This is a genomic window from Limobrevibacterium gyesilva, from assembly GCF_025989185.1.
GTDB lineage: Bacteria > Pseudomonadota > Alphaproteobacteria > Acetobacterales > Acetobacteraceae > Limobrevibacterium > Limobrevibacterium gyesilva.
In genome coordinates this window covers 1-1,641 of the sequence record NZ_JAPDNT010000073.1, presented here as the reverse complement: position 1 = coordinate 1,641, position 1,641 = coordinate 1, and the positions used below count along the sequence as shown (strand labels likewise).

Here is a 1,641-nt window from a genome sequence, read left to right as displayed (position 1 = left end):
CCGATCGCTCGCGGGAACAGCAAGCCGATCTCCTTGAGCAGGCTGCGGACCTGGTTTTCCAGGTCGCGGCGGATGCAGACCAGTCGGGAGCGGGCAATGAGCAGCGAGCGCGTCGCCTGGCTGGTCGACCAGTGCATCGCCTACGCCCGCGCGCACCGCCATCCGGAGTTCCGTGAGCGGACGATCTGGGAGCAGTTCGAGGCGGAACGGCCCAGCCTGGTGCGATATGCCGGGCGGTTTGACGGGTTCCACGCGGTGCCCGCCTCGGTGTCGAAGACCTGCCTCGTGCGGTTCGACAACAATCGGTATTCGGTCTCGGCCCACGCGGTCGGACGGCCCGTCGAGATCCGGGCCTATGCCGATCGGATCGAACTGCGCCAGGAGGGGCAGGTGGTCGGTGATCACGCGCGGTGCTTCGGGCGGGACCAGACGGTGTTCGACCCCTGGCACTACGTGCCGGTGCTGGCCCGTAAGCCCGGTGCCCTGCGCAACGGCGCACCGTTCAAGGACTGGGTGCTTCCACTTGGGCTGGACCGTGTCCGCCGCAAGCTGGCCGGATCCGCCGATGGCGACCGACAGATGGTGCGCATTCTCACCGCCGTGCGGAGCGACGGCCTGCCCGCGGTCGAGGCGGCCTGCCAGGAGGCGCTGCGCGACGGCGTTCACTCGGCGGACGTCGTCCTCAACATCCTGTCGCGACGCCGCGAGCCAACGCCGCCCGTGACGATCCTGACCCCGGAGGCGCTGCGGCTGCGGCACGCGCCGGTTGCCGACTGCACCCGATATGACAGCCTCAGGAGGGCCGTATGATGGAGCGTTCCGAGATCCTGACCGCCATGGGCGAGCTCAAGCTCTACGGCATGAAGGCGGCCTACGACGAGATCCTCACCACGGCGATCAAGCGCCAGCGTGAGCCGCAGCGCATCGTCGGCGATCTGCTGACGGCCGAGATCAGCGAGAAGCAGGCGCGATCCATCCGCTACCAGATTACCATCGCCAAGCTGCCGCTGGCCAAGGATGTCGCGGACTTCCAATTCAGCGACACGCCAATCAACGAGACGCTGGTGCGTGATCTTGCAAGCGGCAACTTTCTCGACCATCAGCGCAACGTCGTGCTGGTCGGCGGAACCGGCACCGGCAAGACGCATCTGGCGATCGCCTTACCGCGGGCACTGATCCGCGACGGCGGGCGCGGCCGGTTCTTCAACGTCGTCGAGTTGGTCAACAAGCTGGAAGCTGAGGGCCGTGCCGGTCGACAGGGGCGGATGGCCGAGTATCTTTGCCGGATGGACTTCATCGTGCTCGACGAACTCGGCTACCTGCCGTTTGCCCAGTCCGGCGGCCAGTTGTTGTTCCACCTGATCAGCCGTCTCTATGAGCAGACCTCGGTGATCGTGACGACCAATCTGGCGTTCGGCGAATGGCCTAGCGTGTTCGGCGACGCCAAGATGACGACCGCGCTGCTCGACCGGCTGACCCACCACTGCGACATCCTCGAAACCGGCAACGAGAGCTGGCGGTTCAAGAACCGCGCCTGATCCTGCCGGCTAACTCTCCACCAGCGATCGGCCGACGCTGCTCACCGCTCCTCCACCTACGGCTCCGGAGCGGCGAACAGCGTCAAACTACGCGCACCGTAAG

At 66.4% G+C, this 1,641-nt stretch carries 1 protein-coding gene and 1 pseudogene; both read left to right on the top strand.

Annotation, left to right across the window (positions count from 1 at the left end; genetic code table 11):
* Positions 1-69: 69 nt before the first annotated feature.
* Positions 70-810: pseudogene (locus OL599_RS25725) on the top strand (Mu transposase domain-containing protein); the annotation flags it as partial.
* Positions 807-1,538 (top strand): IS21-like element helper ATPase IstB, encoded by a 732-nt coding sequence (gene istB, locus OL599_RS25720; protein ID WP_283949953.1) that lies wholly within the window; start codon positions 807-809, stop codon positions 1,536-1,538. The pseudogene OL599_RS25725 and the gene istB, both read left to right, overlap by 4 nt.
* The last annotated feature ends 103 nt before the right edge of the window (positions 1,539-1,641 follow it).